Here is a 17,484-nt window from a genome sequence, read left to right as displayed (position 1 = left end):
TCGTTATGCAGACAAAGTTGAAATCGTGAATGGTGAAGTTATAAAAATATATCAAGTAGGTAAAGTAAATAAAAATGGAATACCCATAACTCGTGAAGCCAAAGCAATTAAGGATATTATAAAATCTCCTAGTTATAATGGAGCACCAATTTACTTTATACCATATAATTCGAATATTGGTCCCATTATATATTTGCCTTAGTATGAAAGGAGAACATGATGGGAAAACAAATTAATTTCTATATTGAAACAGAGCTGCAAGAAAAGTTTCTTCAACATTGTTTTTGTATGGGTTTTATTATCTTGGCAGAAGACTTAAAGGAAAAAAAATTAGTTAAGTTCAATGAATTGAAGGACATAAATCCAGATATATATATATTATATTTATATAAAAATATCTTTGGTGACATAATTGTTGATGAAAATTTCACATATAGATTGAATTATCTTCAAAGCCCTGTAATTGAATTTACTAGAAATTTAATTAAACCCCAAGAAAAAAAAATCACAAGAGGAAGGTTGTGGATGGAATCAAAGTATTATGATCAATATAGCGAAGTGGTATATAAAGATCAAAAACTTATTAAGGAATACAATGCATTAGTTAAGTGGTTAAAAAAACATGTTAAATTACTAGAAGTAAGAAACGGAGACTATATAGTTAAAGAGTATGTTACTGGTACTATAAAAGACATGACTAATGATGGATTTATTTTAATGTAATAACCCTAGAATATATTAGTCAATTGAGGAATCAGGTCATCGATAATAAGGTGAATATAGGGCTCCTCTCTTTAATTAGATTTATTGTTAGAGTGTTACTTTTAGCAAAAAGTCTAAAGTGGTTATAAAGGACCTTAAGATTAAATTTTTTATGAGGACTAGTACAAAAGGCAATATTAGATGCTGGATTTTTTGAGAATGACATCCATTGCAATTTGTATTCGAACCTAAATAAAGAAACAAAGCTTTCTGTAAATTTCATGAGATGACACGAACACCAACCTAATCAAAATTAACATAAAAATTGCAGCTTTCTTGAATGGACGTATGACACCGCTGACCGTGTAAAGATATTAAAGCGAAATGGGAAGGTCGCTTTCTCCTACGAATACGATGCCAACGGCAATGAAACAAAGGTCACCGATTCGGTCAACAGCGTCATCCAAGACAAACAGTATGACGTGGGCAACCGCATCACCAGCATGACCGACCGCGGCGGCACCGTATCTTGGTCCTATCATCCGGGTTCCCATAAACTGAAAACCTTAATTGCGGTGCCTGTCACCACCCAAAATTTGTCGATATTTGCAGAATGATAGGTTCGTAAACTTTAAATGAATACTCAATGCTGATTGAATGGTCAGAATAACTTTAATTATAATATGGTAGATGGAATGGCTGTTGTCTTTTAAACTCTGTTACTGATCAAGAAGGTTTTTTTATTTGGTAAAATTAAATAATACCCATTTGGCTGACAGGTGGGATTATTTTTTACGCTCATAATGAAATACCAAAAAAACGCAAGCTTGTGATTTGGCTTACGTTTTTTTGGTTTGAATTTATCTTTTTTAAAACTAATTCTTTATTTTGAGATACTCATTCGCCCGTTCTAAATCGACGACGGAATCAATCTCAAACCAATCCTCTGTGCCAATCTTTTGGATTTTCACATTCAATTTGTCTAAATTGGCTTGAACAATATTGTCCCAATACAAATCTTTAAAATCCCCATTAGTAATAGCTTCTTCCAGTTTTTCCTGGAGAATCAGCCCATCTTGTTTAGTCCAATAGGTAATGCCGGAGTTAATATAATCCGATCCGTCGGCAACGACCACCTCATGGACCTTATTATTTTCGTCGTGCTTTAAAATCCATTCTGACTTAAAATCATATTTCATGCCGCCAAAGAAGGTGGACGTTTCCATATCATTTCTGAAAAAGTTAGTGGTCATGAACACATCCGCATCATTTACATACGAGTCCTGAAGATATTCTCTAACCAGATACATGGTGTAAACATTGTTATACAAATCGTATTTGTCATTGTGTATCAGTTTCACACCATATTTGTCTTTTAAGTAGTCAAACTTTTCATGGAGATATCCCGTGACCACAATAATCTCGGAAATGCCTTTTTCCCTTAAAAAGCGGATTTGTCTTTCAGCCATTGGCTCTCCGGCCACTTTTACCAATGATTTTGGTGTGTCATTTGTCAACGGTCTTAGTCTTGTTCCCATTCCTGCTGCTAAAAGGATAGCTCTCATTCTGTCACCTTCCAAAATTTCCGTCATGATAGGATGTTAAAAAAACATGGTATGATTACTGTGCCTTTTGAAGTAAGGCGGGGTCTGCTTTTGGCAAATATTCCTCTTTCCCGATAACACCATCAGCACGGTCTTTTCGTTCCAATTCTAACGCCTTTGGAACCGAAATCCAATAGGCAATGGCAATGGCAATCAATCCCCCTCCTAGTTTTCCCATCATGACAGGAAAAATCATATTCGGTTGAAAGTTTGCTGTGAACGATAAGTGGTCTCCAAACAAAAAGGCTGAAGTGACGGAAAAGGAAATGCAAATCACTTTATCCTTTGGCCTCATGTGTTTAATCAGATTAAACATGGCCAGGATATTTGCCGCTGCGGCCAGTAAACCGGCGCTGCCTTCCGGACTCAGGCCGATTTTATTCCCGATAACCTCCAAAGGTTTCGCCAAATGTTTTCGTATCAGGTATACCATAGGGAAGGCGCCAGCCAGCATAATGCCGATATATCCGGCAACCTCTAGTGCCCGGAACTGGTCCTTGGCATCTGCAATAATCGGGTCAAACCCCCAGGAGCCTAATAATTTGCTAAATATGCCTGTAAAATACTCTACAATCGAAAATACTAACACAAGTTTAAGACCGATGTCCATCAATTTTCCGAACCACATGAAGCCCTTGATCATTTTATCCGGAATAAATCGCAACCCTAATGCTATTAAAACCACAAAGATAATGAGTGGCGTTAAATTTAACAGAATTGTTGCGAATTCCGGACTGAATAAATACGTTGATTTTCCATTGGTAGAAACATGCTCTCTTACTTGCGTACCGGAATACTTCATAATAAGACTGCTGATAAACACGCCTAGCGGCACACTTAAAATGCCTGACATCACGCCAAGCGCCATATACTTATGGTCACGCTTGTCCAACATCGTCAATCCGACGGGAATACTAAATACAATTGTCGCTCCAGCCATAAATCCTGTCACCATGGCCATAATCCAGCTATCCCGGGATTGGGCAAGGGCATCAGCCAATTGATATCCGCCCATATCCACGGCAATAATGGTCGTTGCCGCTATGGAAGGGTCGGCACCGATTGCGCCAAAGGCCGGGCCAAAAACATGTTTGATAAATTCAGATAAATAAGGGCTGGCTGCCATGATTCCGGCGGTCGGGACAAAAATCGGACCAATCGAATATAACCCTTGCATAAATTCTTTTCCTAACCCAGATTCATCATTGCGGATGGCCGCGATGGCACCAAGAATGGCAGAAGCCATAATGAAATAGATGACAATATTACCGATAATACTCATTGTTTCACCACTCGATTTTGATTTTTTTGTAAAACACACTTTTTTATTTGTAGACAAGTGATGCAGTTCTTGATGCCAGATAGTTTTCCAGGTTGTTTTTCCCGCTGGTGTATTTATGAAGAGAAAACTCAGCCAGATAAGGGTCTCCCAATGCCATTTTGGCGGCACTCCAAATGTACCAATACATATCTTGGATGATTTTATGGATGGTTAATTTTTGACTTTCCAGTTCACCGGGACTCTCACCGAAATATTTGCTGAAAAAAAGTTCTTCTTCGTCTTCTGAAAAACCGCATTCCAGGGATACAGCCGCCACATCCCATAAGGGGTCATAGTTGCCGCTATATTCCCAATCAATCAGATACAGTTTTTCATCACCGCTCTTGATAAAGTTTTCCGGCAGTGTATCCAGGTGGCAGGGGACTCTTTTCATCCCCAGATGCTCCAGTTCATTTTTTAACGGCATAAATTGTTGCTTGAGCTGATGGTAATCGTTAAATGGGTTTCCGTTTGCTTCGTATAGGAGTTTTTCATACTGTTGTATCTCTTCAAAGGGGTCGAAATCATGGTGGAATGTTTCATTTGAATGGTGAAGGGTTCGAAGCGCTTCAGCCATTAACTCCATATTTTCCTCATGTCTGGCTGTAGCGGCATTCAACGTTTCCGCATTTGGGATGCACTCCACAACCTTTAGGCCAGTCACTTCATTAAAATAGAGGGCCTTGCTGTCAAGCCCGAGTTTGTAGGCAATCGCTGCGTTTGCCTTTTCGTTCGTCCGATCGATGAATTTTTCGGTTCCGACACCCGGAAGCCGTGCAACACAATCCCGGCCATTTATGTTTACTTTATAGTTGTTATTGGTCAAACCGCCAAGCTTTTCAACATGACTAATCAAATTGGGTTTTAATTCTAAAATTTCAGATAGTAAGTCCCGTACATATCTCGTACGGACTTCGGTTTCTTTTCTTTTTAATTTTGGAAAAATAACATATTTTAGTGTGTCGTAGTGCTTGATTGAATCAATTTCACTCCAAACCAAATCGTCCAATTTTACATACCCAATATTATGTTTATGGATGATGCTTAACAGAGCATATTCATAATTAAAATAAGGATTTCTATTAAACTTAAATTCCTCGATCATTTCGCGGTAGGCTTCAATGGAGATTTTTGAGATTCCGATAAATTCTCCATCTATTTTATTAAGCTGATGAACGTCTTTCGAGATTCTCTGAATATAGTTATCTCTAATTTCTACTAAAACTTCATCGCCCGAGCCAGATTCACTTGTCAGCATCATGCAATTTCGATTTGGATGATTTAATATGTGGGTTATCGCCCTTTCTTCGAAGACCAAATCACCTTCTATTAGAAGGAAATCACCGTTAATATAATCGGAAGCGGTTACAAGAGAATGCATCGTTCCAGTCCACTTGTATCTGGAAGAATAAACGATTTTAACGTCAGGGTGTTTAGCTAGTTCTTCGTAGTATTGCTTTTTATAACCCGTAATAATAGTGATATTATTAATGCCATTGGCATTGAGTGTTGTAATCATCCGCTCTATGACAGTGGTGTCCTCCAATTCCAAAAAGCCAACCGGTTGGTGAAAAGCGCTGATTTCACCTGCTGCTAGTATGACAGCTTGAGTTACTTTGTTCACCTCGTCTTTGCCCCCTATGATGAAGAAAGAGCCATAAAACATGACTCTTTCCACGTTTTACTTATTATTTTATTGATCAGAAGCCTTTGGTTGATACTCGTCTTTACCGATGACTCCACTTGCTCGGTCTTGTTTTTCAAGCTCTAAAGCCTTCGGTACAGAAATCCAATAGGCCAGTACAATCGCGATGATTCCACCGCTTAGCTTCCCAATCATTACTGGCAAAATCATGTTGGGCTGAAAGTTTGCGGTAAAGGCCAAATGGTCTCCGAAAAGGAAAGCGGATGTAACCGAAAATGATATACAAATGACCTTATCCTTTGGACGCATATGCTTGATGAGATTAAACATCGCCAAAATATTAGCTGAGGCAGCCAGCAGGCCGGCGCTTCCTTCAGGACTTAAGCCAATCTTGTTGCCGATAACCTCCAAAGGTTTGGCCAAATACTTTCGGATCATGTAAATCATTGGGAATGCTCCGCATAACATAACGCCAATATATCCAGCTACTTCAAGAGCCCTAAATTGGTCGGCTTTATCTGCAATAATGGGATCGAATCCCCAGGCACCAAAAATGGTGCTGAAAATGCCTGTGAAGTACTCGACAATTGAAAACACGAGAACAAGTTTAATGCCAATGTCCATTAATTTCCCGAACCACATAAATCCTTTAATCATCTTGTCTGGAATAAATCTTAGACCTAGAGCAATCAGGATAACAACGATGATGAGTGGTAATAAGTTTAATAGGATGGTGCCAAATTCAGGACTGAAAACATAGGTGGACTTTGCGTTGGTGGAAACCTGTTCCCTTACATTTGTACTGGATAATTTCATAATAATACTGCTGATAAACACCCCAATAGGCACACTTAAGATGCCGGACATGACTCCAAGGGCCATGTATTTATGGTCGCGTTTTTCCAGCATGGTCAATCCGACAGGAATGCTGAATACAATCGTAGCCCCCGCCATAAATCCGATTACCATGGCCATAATCCAGCTGTCCCTTGATTGGGCAAGGGCATCAGCCAATTGGTACCCACCCATATCTACAGCAATGAAGGTTGTGGCGGCAATGGAAGGATCTGCACCTATGCCGTGAAAAATTGGCCCGAAGACACTGCTGATAAACTTGGATAAGTAGGGGACTGAAGCCATAATTCCGGCAACAGGAACAAAGATGGGACCAATGGAATAGAGGCCCTGGATAAATTCTTTTCCAATCCCTTCTTCATCGTTGCGGATTGCGGCAATTGCCCCCACAATGGCCGATGCCATAATAATATAAATCACTATTTTTCCAACTATCTCCACCGTCACACGCTCCTTATATGGTATTTTTTTGCTATCGTTAACGACTTAGACTTGCTGCTGGATCATTTAAATATTTAAATAAGTTCTGTTTTCCCCGGTTATAACGGTCCACTGAGTAATCTGCCAAATATGGGTCACCCATTGCCACTTTGGCTGCACTCCACATACTCCAGTACATATCCTGCATGATTTTATGGATTTCAATTTTTCTTCTTTCCTGTTCAGTTGGCTTTGTGCCGAAGTATTTTTTGAAGAACAGCTCTTCCTCGTCTTCGGTATAACTGCACTCAAGTGAGACGGCTGCTACATCATACAAAATATCGTAATTCCCGCTATACTCCCAATCAATTAAATAAAGCTTATCTTCGCCGCTTTTAATAAAGTTTTCAGGCAGTGCATCTAGATGCCCCGGGGCAATTTTCAGCCCTAATTGGTTCAATTCACCCTTAAGCGGCATGAATTTTTCCTTTAGTTCGAAATAATCAGCGTATAATTTGCCATTTGCTGTCAACAGGGCTTGCTGGTAGTATTCCGTTCCATCAAATGGGTCAAAATCATCATGGAATTTCTTATCGCTCGTATGAAGCCTTCTTAATACGCCGGCGATTAATTCCATATTGTCTTCTCTTTTTGCTGTTGTGGGGTTAAGGGTTTCGGCATTTTTAATAAACTCAGCAATTTTCAAACCTGTTTCTTCATTAAAGTAAATCGCCCTGCTGTCTAGCCCTAGCTGGTAGGCGATGGTCGAGTTAAATTTCTCATTACGGCGGTCAATGGTCTTCTCCGTTCCGGTGCCAGGAACTCTTGCCACATAATCCTGGCCGTTTATTGTTACCTTAAAGTTATCGTTGGTTAGGCCGCCAAGCTTTTCAATATTGCTCACTGACTCTTGGTCGATTTCTAATACTTCTGCAAGCAGTTCTTTTACATGCCGTTCTTTTATTTCCATTTCCTTGCGCTTCAATTTTGGATAAATTAAATATTGCAAGTTATGGTAATGTTCAACAGAATCAATTTCGCTCCAAACCAAATCATCAATTTTTTCGTAGCCGATGTTGTGTTTATGAATGAGATTCAGCAGCGAGTATTCATAATAAAAATACGGATTTTTATTATGCTTAAAATCTTCAAGCATGTCACGGTAGGCTTCTAATGAGATTTTCGATAATCCGATAAATTCGCCATCGATTTTATTTAATTGATGGATATCTTTGGAAATTCGGTAAATATAATTATTTCTGATCTCAACTAATACTTCATCACCTGAACCCGACTCACTGGTGATCAGCATACAGTTTTTGTTTGGGTGTTTTAACAGATAGCTTATGGCTCTTTCCTCAAAGACCATATCACTCTCGATTAATAAAAAGTCGCCATCAATATGTTCTGAGGCAAGTGCCAAAGAACTCATTGTACCGGTCCATTTATATCGGTCGCAATAAACCAGGTTAAGATTCCGCTTCTTTGCCAATTCCTCATAGTATTCCTTTTTATAACCGGTCGTAATGGTGATCTTATCTATGCCATTTGCATTCAATATCGTTATGATCCGTTCAATGATGGTGCTTTCCTCTAACTCTAGGAAGCCGACGGGCGAATCAAACATTTTTCTTTCGCCTGCTGCCAAAATGACAGCTTGATTAATTTGACTCAAGTGACTCAGTCTCCTTTTCTAATAACCTTGGGTAGATATAATTTATAAGGTTTTTATAATGCCAATTGGTATCAATTTCTGTCCAAATCAGGTCTTCTAATTTAAGGTAACCAATGCTGAAAGTGCGTGCGACATCTAAAAGAGCGTATTCATAGTTAAAATAAGGATTTTTATTATGAGTGAATTCTTCCAGCATTTTGTCGTATATATCTTTTGATACTTTGGAGATCCCTATGACCTCGCCGTCGATTTTATTAAACTGATGCCGATCTTTAGACATTTTAAAAATGAACTGATCCCTAATTTCCACAAAAACCTCATCCTCTGACCCGCTTTCGTTGGTAATGAGCAGACAATTACGGTTTTTGTTATGTATCAATTCCATTAATGCCGTTTTTTCAAAAACAATATCACTTTCAATAAGAATAAAGTCATCAGTGATATAGGGTTTCGCTAATGCTAATGACGCCATTGTGCCGTTCCAGCGATAATTTTCATTCTTTACAAGAATAAGGCGGGGATAGGATTGGGCGAGTTCTTCATAATATCGGCTTTCGTATCCGGTAATAATAATGATGTCCTTAATGCCGCTATCGTTCAAAAGTTTAATGGTCCGCTCGATAATGGTCTCCGAACCTAAGGTTAAAAAGCCAACGGGCTTTTTAAAATCAAGTCGTTCTCCGGCAGCTAAAATAACAGCTTGGCGGATTTTAGCCTGTTTTTTTTCGGGTAACACAATTTTTTTTGCTTGTGTTTCTTTGATATAGTCCTCTAAAATCACGACTCCCTGCTCACTGACAACGTAATGTTGAGTGTTTTCTACCTTCTTTATCGTGATATATCCTTTTTTTACGAGCTGTTTAATAATTGAATTCACAGTTCCGACAGATACATTCATCTGTACGGCTACCTCACGTTGGCTTAAGGTGCTGTCTCTGTTAAGAGTTTCGAGAACTCTAAGCTCTTTTTCCTGCAAAACATCACAACCTTAATCAAAAATAAAATAAATAATATGTTGAACGTTCAAAAATTGAACATAGGAAAATTGTAATATATTTAATAATTTAGTCAAGGCTTTTTTGGGAAAAACTTTGATCTTTAGGTATGGGATTTAATTACCAAATGCTGAAATATCAACATTAGTCTACATTTCTTATAAAAAATTGTCGGATTTTAAATTGTCGATTAAATGATAGTTTGATATTATTAATCTGTAATTGTTACAAAATTATTGCGGAGAGGTGAATATCATAGAAAGTAAAGCAACAAAATATCTAGTGTTTGCATCTATTATTACTATTTTATTAATGTTCAATTTTAGTAGTAATGCACATGCAAACGAGGAGGTTCTGCTTCCTAAAGGATATATTGATGCCCCTGCGTCCAACGCTGTATTATCAGGGGAAACAGCTATTAGTGGTTGGTTTCTAGATGCTAATGGTGTGTCCAAGATTGAGGTACTGATTGATGGAAATGTTAAGGGAGAAGCCCAATATGGTATTTCTCGTCCTGATGTCGGTCAGGCTTATCCTGGATACCAGAATGCAAACTCGGGGTACAAATTTATTCTTAATACAAAAAACCTAACGAACGGGCAGCACAGGCTAACTGTTAGAGAGACTGGAAAGAATGGGGCTGTGACCGAACTTAATAGCTTTTTGGTAAATATTCAAAACGTTGAAAACTTACCGGCTAGAGGTTATATTGATACCCCGTCCGCTGGTGGTGTTGTCAAAGGCACGATTCCAGTAAGAGGTTGGTTTTTGTATGGAAGTGGTATTTCCAAGATAGAAATTAAAGTAGACGGCAAAAGCTACGGTGTAGCTGAATATGGTATTTCTCGTCTGGATGTAGCCAAACTATTTCCAGAATATAAAAATGCAAATTCAGGATATCAGTTCTCATTAAATACCCAGAACTTAACCAATGGCCAGCACAAACTAACGGTTAAAGCAACAGGAAGTAACGGTGCTATAAAAGAATTAGAAAGCATTGTTATTAATGTTCAAAATTCCCCTGTAAGGGGTTATGTTGATACTCCATCAACTGGAGCGTTATTAAAAGGGGAAGTACCAGTAAATGGATGGGTTTTAGACGGTAGTGGTGTCTCCAAGGTCGAAGTTTTTGTGGATGGACGAAGTATGGGGACAGCTGAATATGGTATATCCCGTTTGGATGTTAGTAGAGCATATCCCGAATATGGGAATTCGAATGCGGGCTACAAATTCACCTTAAATACCCAGAACTTAGCTAATGGTTCGCACAAATTAACTGTTAAAGAGACTGGGGTTAACGGTTTGGTCACTGAATTAGGCAGTCTAGTAGTCAATGTTGAAAATTTAAAAACAGTTGGTTACATGGACGCACCAGCTAATGGTGCTTCTCTTGAAAAGGAAGTATCTGTAAGTGGTTGGTTTTTAGATGTGAACGGTGTAGCTAAAATTGAAGTCTTAGTGGATGGGAAAAATATGGGGCAAGCGAAATATGGAGGCTTGCGCCTTGACGTACTAAAAGCTTTCCCTGAATATAAAAATGACAAGTCGGGTTATCAGTTTGTACTAGATACAAAGTTGATAACCAACGGACAGCATAAGGTAACTGTAAGGGAAACCTCGAATAATGGAACGATGAAAGAGCTTGACAGCATTGTAGTAAATGTAAATAATTTACCTGCAAAAGGCTCGATTGACACCCCGCTTCAAGGTTCAGTCATTAAAGGGGAAGTTCCTGTACGTGGCTGGTATTTAGATGGAAGCGGTGTATCAAAAGTAGAGGTATTGGTGGATGGTAAAAGAATTGGACAGGCGAATTACGGAAACAGCCGCCCAGATGTTGACAATGCTTTTCCAGAATACCGGAACGCAAAGTCAGGATACCAATTTACTCTTGATACCAAACCGTTAACCAACGGCCAACACACAATTACTGTAAGAGAAATTGGGAATAATGGAATGATTAGTGAAATCTCCAACCTGATTAAAGTCCAAAATCCACCGCCAAAAGGTTCCATTGATGGTCCAGCATATGGAGCAACCATTAAAGGAGAAACAGTTAGCGTTACTGGATGGATGCTAGATTTAAGTGGTGTATCCAAAATTGAAGTGCTAATGGATGGTGCGAAAATAGGCGAAGCGCAGTATGGGGATGCTCGCACAGACGTTGCAAATGCATTTCCAGAATATAAGACTGTGAACTCAGGTTATCAATTTACGTTTAATAGCTTGCAATTTGCTGATGGTAAACATACGTTGTCGATTAGAGAGACGGGGAAAAATGGGGCATCATATACCACTGATAGCTTAGTATATATCTATAATCAAAACCCTTATCTCCAAATTGATTTAAGAAAACCATCCAATATAACAGCAAATGATATTGTTAATTTCTTTAATCAAAAACGTCCAGATAGCCCTTTAAAGAATTATGCTCAAAGTTTCATTGATGCGCAAAATAAATATGGTGTTAGTGCACAGTATCTTGTGGCGCATGCAATTTGGGAAACAGGCTGGGGAGGGTCGGATTTAAGAACGTATAAACATAACTTGTTTGGTTATGGCGCCTATGATCCTTGTCCGTTTACCTGTGGCTACTATTTCCCTAATGGCAGTGATGCAATCAATTATGAGGCATATATTGTAAGAAGGGATTATCTAAACGAAACAGGAAGCTATTATAATGGTCCTAACTTGACTGGCATGAATATTCGCTATGCTACTGATTCTAACTGGAAAAATGGTATAGCCAATTTAATGCAATCAATCAAGCCATTTGATGCTGCCCAATACTTTAACAGTAGTGTATTACCTAGTTCTTCTACTGCTGCTCCATCATTTGGGAGAAACATTCCAGCAGGGAAGCCAGCTCCATCCAATATCATTATTAACTATACAGTAGATACGTATGCTACGGTTATCAATGGACCTTGGTCATTTAGGTCTACACCTTATGCGACATCTTCAACCTTCCTAAGGTATGTTAATTCAGGAGTAGTTGTTAAGGTATTAGGATATAACACGGATGTTGCTGAAAACTCTAATTATCCATACGATTACCGCTGGTATAGAGTCTTGGTTGATGGCCAAGAGGGTTGGTTGTATGGAGGAGGACTTCAATTTTAATTTCATAATGTCTCAAAAAAGGGAATGACTCGTAACTGAGCATTCCCTTTTTTTGTATATAATTGTTTTCCTGCTGGGAACACTGAATAAGAAGTGTGTTTTTGTAAGATGCTTTGTTCCTTGGGATAGCGAGAAAGCTAATGATAATTTTCCCGGATAAAGTTATTTATTAGGAGGGAAACAATTTGAAGGTTTTAGCAATCGTCCCTGCTTTTAACGAAGAAGAGGGTTTACTTAGAGTTGCAGATCAATTCAAAGGTATAAAAGACGTTGACATATTGGTTATTAATGATTGTTCAAAGGATGCAACCCCAATCGTTGCAAGAGAACTCGGTTTTGAAGTCATTGATTTACCGTGTAATCTGGGGATTGGAGGAGCGGTTCAAGCAGGGTATAAGTATGCACTTATTCATGGGTATGATATTGCTATACAAGTGGATGGAGATGGCCAGCATGATCCAGCTTATATTACAGACCTTATTGAACCGATAAAAGCAGGAAGAGCCGATATGGTAATAGGTTCACGGTATCTAAGAAAGGAAGGATTTCAATCCACCTTGTTAAGAAGAGTGGGGATTAATTACTTTAGTAATTTAATTCAATTTCTGCACAAGAAAAGAATAACAGACCCTACCTCAGGGTTTCGGGCATGCAATCGGAAAGTCATAGATATATTTAGTTCTCGTTACCCAAATGATTATCCTGAACCTGAATCCATTGTTTATTTATTACGGAATAACTATCGAATAGAAGAGGTTCCTGTGATTATGAAGGAACGATTTGGCGGCGAATCAAGTATCCGTTCCTTTAAATCCATTTATTATATGATCAAGGTGACGTTAGCAATTATTATTGATAATATGCGTAAAATTAGGTTCATTTAATGCGGCATTTATTATTTTGAGGGGTTTTTTATGATAACGATAAAACTACAAATAATCCTGTTGCTGGCTTCTGTTTTAACGTTTTTGGTAATTATTAACTTAATAAGAAAATACAATCTTGAACTCAGATATTCATTGCTATGGTTGTTTTTTTGTATAGTAAATGTTCTGTTGGCGGCTTTTTCAAATATTGCAGTAAATATTGCCGGCCTATTAAGCATAAAAGAGCCAGTCAATGCCATTTTCTTATTGTCCTTTATATTTCAGTTTTTTCTAATTTTTAGCCTGACTTTAACGATATCCCGGGTTTCCAATAAATTTACCCAGCTCGTTCAAGAAGTTGGCTTATTAAAGAAAGAGGTAGAAAAACTGCTAAAGGCTAATTCAGTAGAGAGGTAATGATCATGTTGAAATATGTGTTAATTTTGACAAATATTGTTTGTCTTGTGCTAGGCCAAACTGCCTGGAAATATGGATTAGAGAATGTCCAGCTTCATGGTGGGGTCATACAAAAATTCTTTCAAATCGTTTTTTCCCCATTAATCCTTTTAGGGTTTGGTCTTTATATTATTGCGACAGTTATTTGGATGTATTTGCTGTCCAAATTGCCATTAAGTTTTTTGTATCCGTTACAAAGTTTAGCCTATGTCTTAGCATTGTTTATATCCCTTTTTATATTTAAAGAACAAATACCTATGACTAGATGGATTGGTACAGGAGTTATTATGTTTGGTGTCTATTTAATTGTTAGATAACCAAACAAAGGAGCGTTACGATGAACGGGGTAAAAAAGAAACAACTTTTAAATATAAAAAACGATTGGTTAGAATGGTTGATTACGGCGGTTGTATTTTTTCTCCTTTCCTTATACATATATGAAAATAGAGCAACCTTCATTGTTCCTAAGGAATTCGAGCATACTGTGGCCGTTCAGAAAAAAAGTGATATGACCATCGGTGAAATAACCGGTAATTTGAATATTTCACAATCATTTATTGCAAAAAAAGATGATTTCTCCCGAATAAAAATACCATTTGGCACCTATAATCGACAGCTGCAAGGCTCCTTCTCTTTTGAATTAAGAGATTTAGCAAGCGGCAAGACCATTGTCAAAAGAGATATCAATCTGACTGAGTTGCAAGACGGTCTTGACTTCAACATTGATTTTCCTGTCATCCACAATGCTAAAGGACAAAAGTTTAAATTCATTATAGCTGGCGGCGGTCAGCAGCCAGGTAATACGGCAACTATCTGGAGGAGTTCTGCTGACAATTATAAGCAGGGTCAGTTAATCATAAATGGGAAGAAGTTTAGTGGGGATTTACATTTTAAAGTAATGGGAGTGGAATTAAAACCATTATTAAGTAAACCTATGTTCGTGGTAGTGGGTATGATTATCCTTCTCCTTTATTTGCTATCTATTTTTGGATTAAGACATTACAAAAATGAGATCCACAAGGCGTTTCTTGTTACAGCTATCCCAATTGGATTAGCGTTTGTGGTTATTATTCCTCCGTTCGATCAGTTGGATGAACTAGAGCACTATTATAGAGCGTTTGAAGTATCGGAAGGGAAATTTGTCAACCAAAATATTGAGCAGGGGCTTGGAAATTATCTTCCTGCTAGTCTTGTTGATACCGTTTATGATGTTCGTTACATTCACCAGTCGGGATATAAATATAGTATCGTAAAAGAGGCGTTTCACAATAAGCTGCAACCGGAAAACCGTATTTTTTTCCGAAATTACGCTTCATCTTATGCACCGTTAATCTATATTCCACAAGCTTTAGGAATGATTTTGGGCCGATTCTTGTTTGATTCGCCCCTATTGATGATGTATCTGGGGAGATTATTGAATTTTGCTGCTTACACTGCTATTGTTTATGCAGCACTGAGGGTTGTTCCTGTCAAAAAAACACTATTTTATCTGCTGGCATTATTGCCGATGTCAATGATTCATGCAGCATCTTTATCTGCTGATAGTATTATCAATTCAACAGCACTTTTATTTGTAGCATACATACTTTACCTTGCTTATGGAACTGTAGAGCAAATTAGGAATAAACATTTATTCATTACAATTGGAATTGGGTTATTTATCGCTTTAGCAAAGATCGTCTATATTCCGATGCTACTCTTGTTTTTCCTAATCCCATTTCGAAAGTTTAAAGATAAGAAGGATTATTGGAAGAAGTTCTTCCTATTCATAATTGGCTGTGTGATTCCCTTTGTCATTTGGAACTTGATGAATGTGGCCAATCTGTCGGTCCCGGATCTAAGAGCTAATCCTGGGGTTTCTCCGAGAGGACAAGTAGTTTTCGTCCTAACGCATCCTCTTTATTATATAAAAACCGTATTAGTCACAATACTTAGCCTAGGACCATCCGAGTTAGTAGCATTGGTTGGAAAAGTGGCGGCAAATTATCAGTACGCTGCACCATCGATTGTTATTTACTCGTTTTTGTTCCTCATGTTGCTATTCGGTTTAATGAATGACGATAACGATTTAAAAATAAAGACCAGGAAGACCGATAAATTTATTTATGTAATTATCCTTTTAGCTGTTATGTTACTTATATATACAGCATTGTATGTTGGCTATAATCCTGTGGGGAATTCAATTATCTGGGGGATTCAGGGAAGGTATTTTATCCCGATTGCTGTATTCCTTTTCCTCAGCATCTCGAATGATCAAATTCTTAACAAGAAGAAGGACAGTAACCTGCTTGTGTTTACCATTATCCATTGTTGCATGTATGCTCTGTTGCTATCCTATTTGGTTCAAATAAATGGTTGAGATAATTAACCTTTCACCCTATTATCTTGGTCCTGTTAAATATGGCTGTTGATTCCGCCCCAATAGCTCACTTTCAGCGGGCGTACCGGGGAGCCTAAATTGGGCAGGAATCAGCTTATAACTTTATGATTTACTATAAGACAAAAGCCTCCCTTATTTTTTGAGATAAGGGAGGCTTTTGTTAATTACTGTTAATATTAATTCTTGCAACTTGCTCCGTCTGAAGATCTAAATGTTGGCGTAGTTGATCAGATATGCTTTGTCTGGTTTCATCTTGAACGATAAAATACCATCCGCCATTAATCATTTTTCCGTCACCTGGAATTTCTAACTTTTCAATCGTCTCAGCAGCAGTTTTATAAGATGACTGGATATCAATGATGTCACTTAAAGTCAAATTGGTTTTGATATTATCTTCTAATGCAGCAAGAATATCATCATATTTTGTTAGTGTTGAAATCGATTTACCTTTATCAATAATTTTTGAAATAACTTCACGTTGTCTTTCGGCACGGCCAAAGTCTCCTCTTGGATCAGCTTTTCTCATCCGGGCATATTGAAGTGCCTGTATACCATCCAAATGTTGAGGACCTTTTTTTAATGTGACGCCATCTAATTCAAAAGCATACTTGTTATCTACATCAATTCCTCCAACAGCGTCAACAATATCCTTAAAGCCTTCCATATTAACTTGTACATAGTAATCAATTGGGACATTTAGAAAGTTTTCTACTGTTTCAATACTTTCTTCAATACCACCGTAGGCATAAGCAGCATTTATCTTATCAATGTGGTTCTTATTTGGGTTGCTTTTATTAATAAGCTTTGTGCGTGTATCACGAGGGATACTTAATATTTTAGTAGATTTAGTTTCAGGGTTAACTGTAATGACTAGCATTGAATCTGTACGTCCTCTATCGCCCTCGCGTTCATCGACACCAACTAACAGGATTGAAATAGGATCCTTTTGCTCGACTTCCACTTTTGTTTCACGTTTCTGGGATACTTCTCTAGAGATAGGCTTATTCATTTTATCAACAGCGCTGGCAACATTGGTGTAGACGTTATAAAAATAAATGCCTCCTCCAATTACTAAAACAAAAATTAACAAAAGGCTGTAACGTAACCACTTCCGCTTTTTCTTTTTCGTTTTTCTGCTTTCTCTAGTAGAATTCATTTATATTAATCCCTTCTTTTTCAAAATTTAGGCGATACTAAGGACAATCATACTAGAAATTATAATATTGAACTAGTCACAGTTCAACTGGAAAATAAAAAAATCGACAGATAAAGTACAAATTCTGACAAGATGATGCTATAATTTAGACTTGTTATGATTTTGAATTTTTTATAAGGCTCTATTAAATATGGCTGTTGATTTCCGCTCCAGTCGCTCGCTTTCTGCGGGCGTGCCGGGGAGCCTCCTCGGCGCGTACTCCCGCAGGAGTCGAGCGCCTTCCGCT

Annotated in this window: 14 protein-coding genes; 6 read left to right on the top strand and 8 right to left on the bottom strand. The window is 37.9% G+C overall.

Going from position 1 to position 17,484, the window contains the following annotated elements; genetic code table 11:
- The first annotated feature begins 219 nt into the window (after positions 1 to 219).
- Positions 220 to 723 (top strand): hypothetical protein, encoded by a 504-nt coding sequence (locus BN2425_RS18490; RefSeq protein ID WP_042462543.1) that lies wholly within the window; start codon positions 220 to 222, stop codon positions 721 to 723.
- Positions 724 to 1,076: 353 nt separating this feature from the next.
- Here the strand turns inward: BN2425_RS18490 and BN2425_RS23575 are convergent, their stop codons facing one another.
- From BN2425_RS23575 to BN2425_RS18455, 7 genes are all read right to left on the bottom strand, one after another.
- Positions 1,077 to 1,244: a hypothetical protein gene (locus BN2425_RS23575; protein ID WP_406603205.1), complete on the bottom strand. Its 168-nt coding sequence runs from the start codon at positions 1,242 to 1,244 to the stop codon at positions 1,077 to 1,079.
- 333 nt (positions 1,245 to 1,577) lie between these two features.
- Entirely contained in the window at positions 1,578 to 2,267 is a 690-nt protein-coding gene (locus tag BN2425_RS18480; RefSeq protein WP_042462540.1) for a CTP--phosphocholine cytidylyltransferase, read from the bottom strand.
- 55 nt (positions 2,268 to 2,322) lie between these two features.
- Positions 2,323 to 3,588 carry an ethanolamine utilization protein EutH gene (gene eutH / locus BN2425_RS18475; RefSeq protein WP_042462537.1) on the bottom strand — a complete coding sequence of 422 codons (1,266 nt, stop codon included), beginning with the start codon at positions 3,586 to 3,588 and terminating at the stop codon, positions 2,323 to 2,325.
- A 43-nt stretch (positions 3,589 to 3,631) separates the two neighbouring features.
- Complete coding sequence (locus BN2425_RS18470; RefSeq protein WP_052352958.1) at positions 3,632 to 5,251, bottom strand: phosphotransferase; 1,620 nt, start codon at positions 5,249 to 5,251, stop codon at positions 3,632 to 3,634.
- Between the two features lie 69 nt (positions 5,252 to 5,320).
- Complete coding sequence (eutH, locus tag BN2425_RS18465) at positions 5,321 to 6,568, bottom strand: ethanolamine utilization protein EutH (protein WP_042462533.1); 1,248 nt, start codon at positions 6,566 to 6,568, stop codon at positions 5,321 to 5,323.
- Positions 6,569 to 6,605: 37 nt separating this feature from the next.
- Positions 6,606 to 8,222 carry a phosphotransferase gene (locus BN2425_RS18460; RefSeq protein WP_052352957.1) on the bottom strand — a complete coding sequence of 539 codons (1,617 nt, stop codon included), beginning with the start codon at positions 8,220 to 8,222 and terminating at the stop codon, positions 6,606 to 6,608.
- Positions 8,209 to 9,198: a winged helix-turn-helix transcriptional regulator gene (locus BN2425_RS18455; protein ID WP_074433092.1), complete on the bottom strand. Its 990-nt coding sequence runs from the start codon at positions 9,196 to 9,198 to the stop codon at positions 8,209 to 8,211. The genes BN2425_RS18460 and BN2425_RS18455 overlap by 14 nt, the downstream gene beginning before the upstream one ends.
- A gap of 265 nt (positions 9,199 to 9,463) precedes the next feature.
- Between BN2425_RS18455 and BN2425_RS18450 the strand changes: the two genes are divergently transcribed.
- The 5 genes from BN2425_RS18450 (at position 9,464) to BN2425_RS18430 (ending at position 16,021) form a co-directional block, all read left to right on the top strand.
- Entirely contained in the window at positions 9,464 to 12,340 is a 2,877-nt protein-coding gene (locus BN2425_RS18450; RefSeq protein ID WP_042462531.1) for an Ig-like domain-containing protein, read from the top strand.
- A gap of 185 nt (positions 12,341 to 12,525) precedes the next feature.
- Entirely contained in the window at positions 12,526 to 13,224 is a 699-nt protein-coding gene (locus BN2425_RS18445; protein ID WP_042462530.1) for a glycosyltransferase family 2 protein, read from the top strand.
- A 30-nt stretch (positions 13,225 to 13,254) separates the two neighbouring features.
- A complete protein-coding gene (locus BN2425_RS18440; protein ID WP_042462528.1) occupies positions 13,255 to 13,623 on the top strand; it encodes a DUF2304 domain-containing protein in 369 nt (122 codons plus the stop codon).
- A gap of 5 nt (positions 13,624 to 13,628) precedes the next feature.
- Positions 13,629 to 13,979, top strand: a complete 351-nt coding sequence (locus tag BN2425_RS18435) for an EamA family transporter (RefSeq protein WP_154663549.1) — start codon at positions 13,629 to 13,631, stop codon at positions 13,977 to 13,979.
- A gap of 20 nt (positions 13,980 to 13,999) precedes the next feature.
- Positions 14,000 to 16,021, top strand: coding sequence for a DUF2142 domain-containing protein (locus BN2425_RS18430; RefSeq protein WP_042462526.1), 2,022 nt, complete (start codon positions 14,000 to 14,002; stop codon positions 16,019 to 16,021).
- A 181-nt stretch (positions 16,022 to 16,202) separates the two neighbouring features.
- On the opposite strand, the gene BN2425_RS18425 is transcribed toward BN2425_RS18430, so the two are convergent.
- Positions 16,203 to 17,198 carry an LCP family glycopolymer transferase gene (locus BN2425_RS18425; protein WP_081798130.1) on the bottom strand — a complete coding sequence of 332 codons (996 nt, stop codon included), beginning with the start codon at positions 17,196 to 17,198 and terminating at the stop codon, positions 16,203 to 16,205.
- Positions 17,199 to 17,484: the final 286 nt, after the last annotated feature.

Origin of the sequence: Neobacillus dielmonensis (assembly GCF_000612665.1) — a bacterium.
GTDB lineage: Bacteria > Bacillota > Bacilli > Bacillales > Cytobacillaceae > Neobacillus > Neobacillus dielmonensis.
Note: the sequence above shows the minus strand (reverse complement) of the source record. Positions and strands in the feature narration are given on the sequence as shown.

What these genes read in the sequence shown, in the direction of transcription:
- BN2425_RS23575 (WP_406603205.1), bottom strand. Translation starts at nt 1,244, where the DNA reads ATGATAGGACCAAGATACGGTGCCGCCGCGGTCGGTCATGCTGGTGAT.
- BN2425_RS18425 (WP_081798130.1), bottom strand. Translation starts at nt 17,198, where the DNA reads ATGAATTCTACTAGAGAAAGCAGAAAAACGAAAAAGAAAAAGCGGAAG.
- eutH (WP_042462537.1), bottom strand. Translation starts at nt 3,588, where the DNA reads ATGAGTATTATCGGTAATATTGTCATCTATTTCATTATGGCTTCTGCC.
- BN2425_RS18435 (WP_154663549.1), top strand. Translation starts at nt 13,629, where the DNA reads ATGTTGAAATATGTGTTAATTTTGACAAATATTGTTTGTCTTGTGCTA.
- BN2425_RS18440 (WP_042462528.1), top strand. Translation starts at nt 13,255, where the DNA reads ATGATAACGATAAAACTACAAATAATCCTGTTGCTGGCTTCTGTTTTA.
- BN2425_RS18490 (WP_042462543.1), top strand. Translation starts at nt 220, where the DNA reads ATGGGAAAACAAATTAATTTCTATATTGAAACAGAGCTGCAAGAAAAG.
- BN2425_RS18430 (WP_042462526.1), top strand. Translation starts at nt 14,000, where the DNA reads ATGAACGGGGTAAAAAAGAAACAACTTTTAAATATAAAAAACGATTGG.
- BN2425_RS18480 (WP_042462540.1), bottom strand. Translation starts at nt 2,267, where the DNA reads ATGAGAGCTATCCTTTTAGCAGCAGGAATGGGAACAAGACTAAGACCG.